Here is an 8378-nt window from a genome sequence, read left to right as displayed (position 1 = left end):
GGCCCCGTGCACGCCGCCGCCCGGGTGGGCGGCGGCGGAGGCCTGGTAGAGCCGGGCGACCGGGGTGCGCGCCCCGGCCGTGCCCGGGGTGGGGCGCAGGCACAGCTGGTGGTGCGGGGCCGCGGTGCCGCCGTTGAGGGCGCCGCCGACCAGGTTGTCGTCCAGCGCGCGCAGCACCGGCGGGGTGAGCACCCGGCGGGCGGCCACCAGCCCGCGGAAACCGGGCGCGAACCGCTCCACCTGCCGCTCGATCCGGTCCGCCATCGCCTCGGCCTCGCGCTCGTCCCACCGGCCGGAGATGCCGTCCGGCCCGAGGTCCGCGGCGATCCGCTGCGGCACGTGCGTGTAGGCCCAGGCCGACTCGGTGCCGCGCGGCGAACGGGACGGGTCGGCCACCGTCATCTGCCCGAACAGCGCGAACGGGCGCTCCGGCAGCCGCCCGGTGAGCACCTGGTGCGCGTAGTCGCCGAGCTCGTCCAGGTCGGCGCCCAGGTGCACCGTCCCGGCCCGGCCCGCGAGCGGCGCGCTCCACGGGACGGGCCCGCGCAGCGCCCAGTCCACCTTGACGGTGCCGAAGTCCCACTGGAAGCGGCCCATGTCCCGGCGCAGCGCCCCGGGCAGGTGCTCCCAGCCGACCAGGCCGCCGTACAGGGCGGTCGCCGAGGTGTCCGCCAGGACGGCCCGCACCGCCCGGTGCCGGCCGCCGTCCGCGGTGCGCACGCCCAGCGCCGTCCCGTCCCGCACCACCACCTCCCGCACCGGCTGCCCGCAGTGCACCTCCCCGCCCAGGGACTCCAGCCGGCGCACCAGCGCCGCCGTCAGCTCGGACGCCCCGCCGACCGGCACCGGCCAGCCGTGCCGCCGCCCCAGCATCGCCATCAGCCAGCCGAACGCCGCACTGCCCGCCGCCTCCGGCAGCAGGTCCGCGTGCAGCGCGCAGCCCGCCAGCAGCAGCCCCGGCGCGTCGCCCGCGAACTCCTCCTCCGCCAGGCGCCGCACCGGCAGCGCCAGGAAGCGCGCCAGGTCGAGCAGGCCGGCCACGCGCAGCCGGGCCGCGATCGCCGCGCCCGCCCGCACCGGCGGGAACGGCGCCAGCAGGCCGTTCACCAGGTGCGGCTCCAGCTCGTCCCAGCGCTCGGCCAGCCGCTGCCAGGCCCGGGCGTCGGGCCCGCCGAACATCCGCTCCAGCCGCTCCCCGTCCGCCCCGTCCGTCCCGTCACCGTCCCGGTACAGGGCGGCGCAGCGGCCGTCCGGCAGCGGATGGGCCAGCACCAGCGGGGCGCGGCCCCAGCGCAGCCCGAACTCGCCCAGCCCCAGCCCCCGGATCACCGGGGAGGCGGCGGCCAGCGGGTGGAAGGAGCTGAACAGGTCGGAGACGAAACGCGGATCCACCCCCCGGTCGCTGCGCACCGCCCCGCCCGGGGCGTCCTGCGCCTCCAGCACCAGCACCTGCCAGCCCGCGTCCGCGAGCAGGTTGGCCGCGACCAGCCCGTTCGGGCCGGATCCGATCACGATCGCGTCAGCCATGCGGGCCTCCTCGGAGCCTCGACGGCCCCGCGCCTGCCCGGCCGGCCGGAACGCACACGTCCGGCCGGGAAACGCGCCGCGGCTACCGCACCTCGAAACCGACCAGGCAGGTGTCGTCGTCGGTGTCGGCGCCGCTGAAGCGCAGCAGGTGGTCCAGGTGGGCGTCGAGCGCGGTGGCCCCGGCGCGCGGGGCGGCCTCGGAGAGCGCCACCAGGTTGGCCAGCGAGGTGTGCAGACCCTGGTCGCGGCGCTCGATCAGGCCGTCGGTGTACATCACGATCCGGTCGCCCGGCCGCAGCTCGACCTCGCTCTCCTGGTAGTCGGCCCGGCCGATCACGCCCAGCAGGATGCCGTCCACCTGCGGCAGGCACTCCGCGTTCCCGTTGCGCAGCAGCACCGGCGGGAGGTGGCCGGCCCGCGCCCAGCGCAGCCGGCGGCGCTCCGGGTCGTACAGGCCGCAGACCGCGGTCGCGGTGACGTTGTCGGTCAGGTGGTGCGTCACGCTGTTCAGCCAGGCCAGCAGCTGGGCCGGGCCGGCCCCGGTGGCGGCCAGGCCGCGCAGCGCGTTGCGCAGCGCGACCATTCCGGTGGCGGCCTCGATGCCGTGCCCGGCGACGTCGCCGACGCACACCAGCACCTGCCCCGAGGGCAGCGGCAGCGCGTCGTACCAGTCCCCGCCGACCAGGTGGTCCTTCTCGGCGGGTCGGTAGCGCACCGCGACGTCCAGGTTGTTCAGCGTCCGCGGCCCGGCGCTCGGCGGCATGATCGCGTGCTGCAGCTGCCGCACCAGCCGGTGCCGCTCGGCGGCCTGCTGCTCGGTCTGCGCCAGCTGGTCCCGGGTCGCGGCCAGCGCGACCTCCGTCCAGTGCTGCGCGGAGATGTCCTGGTAGGCGCCGCGGACCGCGCTGAGCCGCTCCGCGTGGTCGTGGACCGGCTCGGCCACCACCCGCACGTGCCGGGTCACGCCGTCCGTGCGCTGCAGGCGGAAGGCCGTGGACGCCGGACGCCGGTGGTGCAGCAGGGTGCGCAGGAACCGGTCGACGGCGTGCCGGTCGTCCGGGTGGGCGTGCTCGGCCAGCTCGTCCAGCGCGATCGGCCGCGCGGTCGCGGGCAGGCCGTACAGCTCGAACAGGGTGTCGTTCCAGACCACCTGGCGGGAGTCCAGGTCCTCCTCGAAGCCGCCGATCCGGCCCAGCCGCTGCGCGTGGTGCAGCAGTCGGGCGATCTTCGGCGTGTTGTCGGCCAGCCGCCACAGCACGGTCACGAAGCTGCCGTGCCGGCTGACCGACACGTACGCGTCCGCGCTCAGCAGCACCCCGTCCACCAGGGCGGCCAGCGGCATCCGCGGGTCCCGGAACGGCGCCCCGGTGGCGTGCACGTCCTCCACCGCGCCCAGCAGGCCGCCCTCCCGCGCGGCCAGCGGGTACGCCTCCAGCAGCGGCGAGCCGACCAGGGCGGCGGTCGGGCGGCCCGCGAAGTCCACGAACGCCGGATTGGCGTGCCGGATCACGAAGCGGGGCGGGAAGGCGTCGCCGTCCGGCTCCAGCACCATGCACGGGTCCAGCAGCCCGTCGACCAGCCGGGCCAGCTCGTCCAGCCGCCCGGTCGCCGGGGTCCCGTCCGGGGCGTCCTCCCCCCAGGTCTCCAGGGTGGCGGCGCACAGCCCGGCCAGCGCCTCGAACTGCCGCTGCAGCGACTGCGAGCGCTCCGGCAGCTCCCCGCCCCAGCACACCTCCAGGACGCCGATCAGCCGACCGCCGACCCCGGCCGGGACGGCGATCCGCCCGCCGCCGGTCTCGTGCTGGCCGATCGACGGGACGGCCGCGTCGGCCAGCGTGCGGTACGCCACCGTCGCGCGCTCGTCCAGCGCCCGGCGGGCCGCCGTGGCCACCCCGGGCGGCACGTGGCGCCAGCGCCGGGCCTCCGCGTCGGTGAAGCCCGCGCTGCCCGCCAGCGCCAGCGAGAGGTCCGGGCGGGCCGCCCAGATCGCCACCGCGACGGCGCCCAGCGGGCGCAGCGCGTGCTCCAGCATCGCCCGCGCCGCCGCCGCCGCGTCGCTGCCGCTCAGCGCGTCCGCCTCGGTGTTGCGCAGCCGGACGCCCACGCCCGGGTCCGCCGGGTCGGCGGCCCGCGCCACGAAGTCCTGGGCGGCCTCGGAGATCTTGTCCGCGGCGGCCTGGTTGACCAGCCCGGCGGCGAGCTCCAGGGGCGTGGAGCCGGCCTGCTCCGCCAGCCGGTGCAGCTGCTTGGCGGCCTCGGTCGGCCCGCAGCGCAGCCGCTCCACCAGGATGCCGACCGCCATCTCCACCACCGAGCGGCCCGCGGCGTGCGCCTGCGCCTCGTCGAGCTGCCGGCGCAGCTGGTCCACCGCACCGGCCAGCCGCCCCAGCGCGCCGTCGGCCGGGGCCGGGGCGCCGTCCGGCCCGACCGGGGCGGGCCGTTGGGCACCGATGCGCCCGGACGGGACCGGCAGGGCCGGGGGGATCGGCGACTCCTGGCCGGGGTGCGGCTCCCGGGACTGGTGCACGGCGTGGACTCCTGCGGTCGGGCGGACTGGCGGGCTGGCGGTCGGACGGGGCTACCGGGTGAGCTGGGCCTCGATCCGGCCGACCAGCTCGACCGCGTCGACCGGCTTGGTGACGTAGTCGCTGGCCCCGGCGGCGAGGCTCTTCTCCCGGTCGCCGACCATCGCCTTGGCGGTCACGGCGATGATCGGCAGCGCCGCGTGCTCCGGCATCGCGCGGATCGCCGCGGTGGCGGTGTAGCCGTCCATCTCGGGCATCATCACGTCCATCAGGATGACGTCGACGTCCGGGTTGGCGGCCAGCGTCTCCAGCGCCGCCCGGCCGTTCTCGGCCTGCAGCACCCGCATGCCGTGCAACTCCAGGATGCCCGTGATCGCGTACAGGTTCCGGTCGTCGTCGTCGACGACCAGCACCAGGCGGCCGCTCAGGGCCGAGCTGCCCACCTCCCACGGGTCGTCCTGCGGGATCCCGCGGGCCAGCGGGACGTCCTCGGGGTGGTCGGCGCTCATGTGCAGGGCGATGCGCTCGCGCAGCTCGTCCAGGCTGGAGATGACCTCCAGCGGGCGGCTCCCGGCGCGGGAGAGCGCGTCGGCGTCGCCGGGGGTGCCGCGGTTGCTGTGCACCAGCACCGGCACGCCCTGGAGGGCCGGGTCGCGGTCCATGTCGCGCAGCAGCGCGGGGGCCGCGCCGTCGGGCAGGTCGAGGTCCAGCACGACGCAGTGCGAGGGGGCGCCCGCCAGCAGGGCCGCGGCCTCCGCCGCGCCGACCGCGGTGACCACCTCGATCCGGCGGCGGCCCTCCTCGGGCCCGGCCAGGCCGGCCGGCTCGGCGGTGGCGTTCTCGGCGACCAGGGACAGCAGGCCGCCCCGCCGGTCCTCGACGACCAGCAGCCGGCGCGGCTGGAGCGGGGCGGAACCCTCCTCGGCACCCGGACGCGGGGCGTCGCCGGCGGCCTCCCGCCCGCCGTCCGACCCGGCCCGCGGCTCGGCCTCCAGCGCCAGGAACTCCGGACGGGTGACCGGCAGGAACAGGGTGAAGGTGCTGCCGCTGCCCAGCACGCTCTCGGCGGTGATCGCGCCGCCGAGCAGGTAGGCGATCTCCCGGCTGATCGACAGGCCCAGGCCGGTGCCGCCGTACTTGCGGCTGGTGGTGCCGTCGGCCTGCTGGAAGGCACCGAAGACGCTCTCCAGGTGCTGCGGCGCGATGCCGATGCCGCTGTCGGAGACCTGGAAGGCCAGCACCGGCCCGCCGCGCCGCACCCCCTCGGGCACCTGCCCCTCCGGGGCGAGCCCGATCCGCAGCTCGACCCGGCCCCGCTCGGTGAACTTCACCGCGTTGGACAGCAGGTTCCGCAGCACCTGGCGCAGCCGGTAGTCGTCGGTGACGAGCTGCTCGGGCACGTCCGCGGCGGTGCGGACGGTGAAGGTCAGGCCCTTCTGGCCGGTCAGCGGCTTGAAGGTGGCCTCGGCGTACTCCAGCAGGCTGTGCAGCGCCACCGGCTCCGGGTTGAGGTCCATCTTGCCCGCCTCGACCTTCGACAGGTCGAGGATGTCGTTGATCAGCTGGAGCAGGTCGGAGCCGGCCGAGTGGATGATGCCCGCGTACTCGACCTGCTTGGCGGTCAGGTTCCGGGTCGGGTTCTGGGCCAGCAGCTGGGCCAGGATCAGCAGGCTGTTCAGCGGGGTGCGCAGCTCGTGGCTCATGTTGGCCAGGAACTCCGACTTGTAGGTGGAGGCCAGCGACAGCTGGTGGGCGCGCTCCTCCAGCTCCTGCCGGGCCTGCTCGATCTCCAGGTTCTTGGTCTCGATGTCCCGGTTCTGGGCGGCCAGCAGGGCGGCCTTGTCCTCCAACTCGGCGTTGGACGCCTGGAGCTCCTCCTGCCGGGCCTGCAACTCCTGCGAGCGGACCTGCAGCTCGGCGGTCAACCGCTGCGACTCGCCCAGCAGCTCGTCGGTGCGGACGTTGGCGACGATCGTGTTCAGGTTGACGCCGACGGTCTCCATCAGCTGGTCCAGGAACGCCCGGTGCACGGCGGCGTACGGCCGGACCGAGGCCAGCTCGATCACGCCGAGCACCTGCTCCTCGACCACGATCGGGACGACCAGCAGCGACAGCTCCTCGGTCCGGCCCAGCCCGGAGGAGGCCGCCAGGTAGCCGGCCGGCAGCGCCTCGACGGCGATGGTGCGCCGGCCGCGGGCGGCCTGCCCGACGAAGGACTCGCCGAGCCGGAAGCTGGACGGCCGCTCGCCGTCCGGGTACGCGTACGAGCCGATCAGCCGCAGCAGCGTGCCGCCCTCGCCCTCCTCGGCGAGGTAGAACGCGCCGACCTGGGCGCCCACCAGCGGGGTGAGCTCGTCCATCACGGCCTCGGCGACCACGGCCAGGTCGCGCTGGCCCTGCAGCAGGCCGGAGAAGCGGGCCAGGTTGGTCTTCAGCCAGTCCTGCTCCTCGTTGGCCCGGGTGGTCTCGCGCAGCGAGCCGACCATGGCGTTGATGTTGTCCTTGAGGTCGGCGACCTCGCCGGAGGCGTCCACGGTGATCGAGCGGGTCAGGTCGCCCGCCGCGACGGCGCTGGTCACCTCGGCGATCGCGCGGACCTGCCGGGTCAGGTTCCCGGCCAGCTCGTTGACGTTCTCGGTGAGCCGCTTCCAGGTGCCGGAGACGCCCTCCACCTCGGCCTGGCCGCCGAGCCGCCCCTCGCTGCCGACCTCGCGGGCGACGCGGGTCACCTCGGCGGCGAACGAACTCAGCTGGTCCACCATGGTGTTGATGGTGGTCTTGAGCTCCAGGATCTCGCCGCGCGCGTCGACGTCGATCTTCCGGGTCAGGTCGCCGTTGGCGACCGAGGTGGTGACCTGCGCGATGTTGCGGACCTGCGAGGTCAGGTTGTGCGCCATGAAGTTGACGTTGTCGGTGAGGTCCTTCCAGGTGCCCGCGACGTTCGGCACCCGGGCCTGGCCGCCGAGGATGCCCTCGGTGCCGACCTCGCGGGCCACGCGGGTCACCTCGTCGGCGAACGCCGAGAGGGTGTCCACCATCGTGTTGATCACCCCGGCCAGCGCGGCGACCTCGCCCTCCGCCTCGACGGTGATCTTCTGGCTGAGGTCGCCGCGGGCCACCGCGGTCGCCACCTGGGCGATCGAACGGACCTGGCCGGTCAGGTTGGACGCCATCACGTTGACGTTGTCGGTCAGGTCCTTCCAGGTGCCCGACACGCCCCGGACGGTGGCCTGGCCGCCCAGGTTGCCCGCCGTGCCGACCTCGCGGGCGACCCGGGTCACCTCGTCGGCGAACGCCGAGAGCTGGTCGACCATCGTGTTGATGGTCTCCTTCAGCTCCAGGATCTCGCCCCGGGCGTCCACCCGGATCTTCTGCGTCAGATCGCCCTTCGCGACCGCCGTGGTGACCTGCGCGATCGCCCGGACCTGCGCGGTCAGGTTGTCGGCCATCACGTTCACCGACTCGGTCAGGTCGCGCCAGGTGCCCGACACGTCCCGGACGTCGGCCTGCCCGCCGAGGCTGCCCTCGGTGCCGACCTCGCGGGCGACGCGGGTCACCTCGCCGGCGAACGAACTCAGCTGGTCCACCATCGTGTTGACGGTGTCCTTCAGCTCCAGGATCTCGCCGCGCGCCGCCACCGTGATCTTCTGCGACAGGTCGCCCTTGGCGACGGCGGTGGCCACCTGCGCGATGTCGCGCACCTGGGTGGTGAGGTTGCCCGCCATCGCGTTGACCGAGTCGGTCAGGTCCGCCCAGGTGCCGGAGACCCCCGGAACGACCGCCTGGCCGCCCAGCCGCCCCTCGGTGCCCACCTCGCGGGCCACGCGGGTCACCTCGGAGGTGAACCGCGACAGCTGGTCCACCATGCCGTTGAACACGGTCGCGATCTCACCCAGCAGCCCGTCCGCGTCCTCCGCCAGCTCGGTGCCGAAGTCGCCGTCGCGCACCGCGGTCAGACCGGCCAGCAACGAACGCAGTTCTGCCTCGCCGATCTTCGAGCCGTCGGCCACCGGACCCTGCCGGGACGTCGTCGAGCCAGCCATCGAAAGCACAGCCTCCTAGCCACGCTCCGTCGTCCGGCGGAGCAACCGATCGGGCGCACGGACCCCGGAGGAATGGTGCGAGCACGATCGCCGGGGGTCCCGAGCGAGGCTACCCCAGCTCTACGAGCGGAGGAAAACCCCACCGGACAGGCGGCGGACGAGGCATCAGTGAACGATTGCCGGGTAGACGCTGCTCCGGGGGTGGGTACCCGACGCCGCTCCGGGGGCAGGTGTCCGGGGAACGGCGCCCGGTGAACGGTGAACGGTGACCGGGGATCGGCGC

The 8378-nt window shown here is 75.1% G+C and carries 3 protein-coding genes; all 3 read right to left on the bottom strand.

The genetic code is table 11. The features are described 5' to 3' along the window. On the bottom strand, positions 1-1527 hold a 1527-nt coding region (locus ACFUEL_RS29665; protein WP_380239855.1), incomplete at its 3' end, for a phytoene desaturase family protein. An 82-nt stretch (positions 1528-1609) separates the two neighbouring features. Further along, on the bottom strand, positions 1610-4054 hold the full coding sequence (locus ACFUEL_RS29660) for a SpoIIE family protein phosphatase (RefSeq protein WP_380239854.1): 2445 nt from the start codon (positions 4052-4054) through the stop codon (positions 1610-1612). Positions 4055-4105: 51 nt separating this feature from the next. Next, positions 4106-8095, bottom strand: coding sequence for a HAMP domain-containing protein (locus tag ACFUEL_RS29655; RefSeq protein WP_380239853.1), 3990 nt, complete (start codon positions 8093-8095; stop codon positions 4106-4108). Positions 8096-8378: the final 283 nt, after the last annotated feature.

The organism is Kitasatospora sp. NPDC057198 (assembly GCF_042670125.1).
Taxonomy (GTDB): domain Bacteria; phylum Actinomycetota; class Actinomycetes; order Streptomycetales; family Streptomycetaceae; genus Kitasatospora.
The sequence above is the reverse complement of the archived record's forward strand: the minus strand, read 5'-3'. Positions and strand labels throughout refer to the sequence as shown.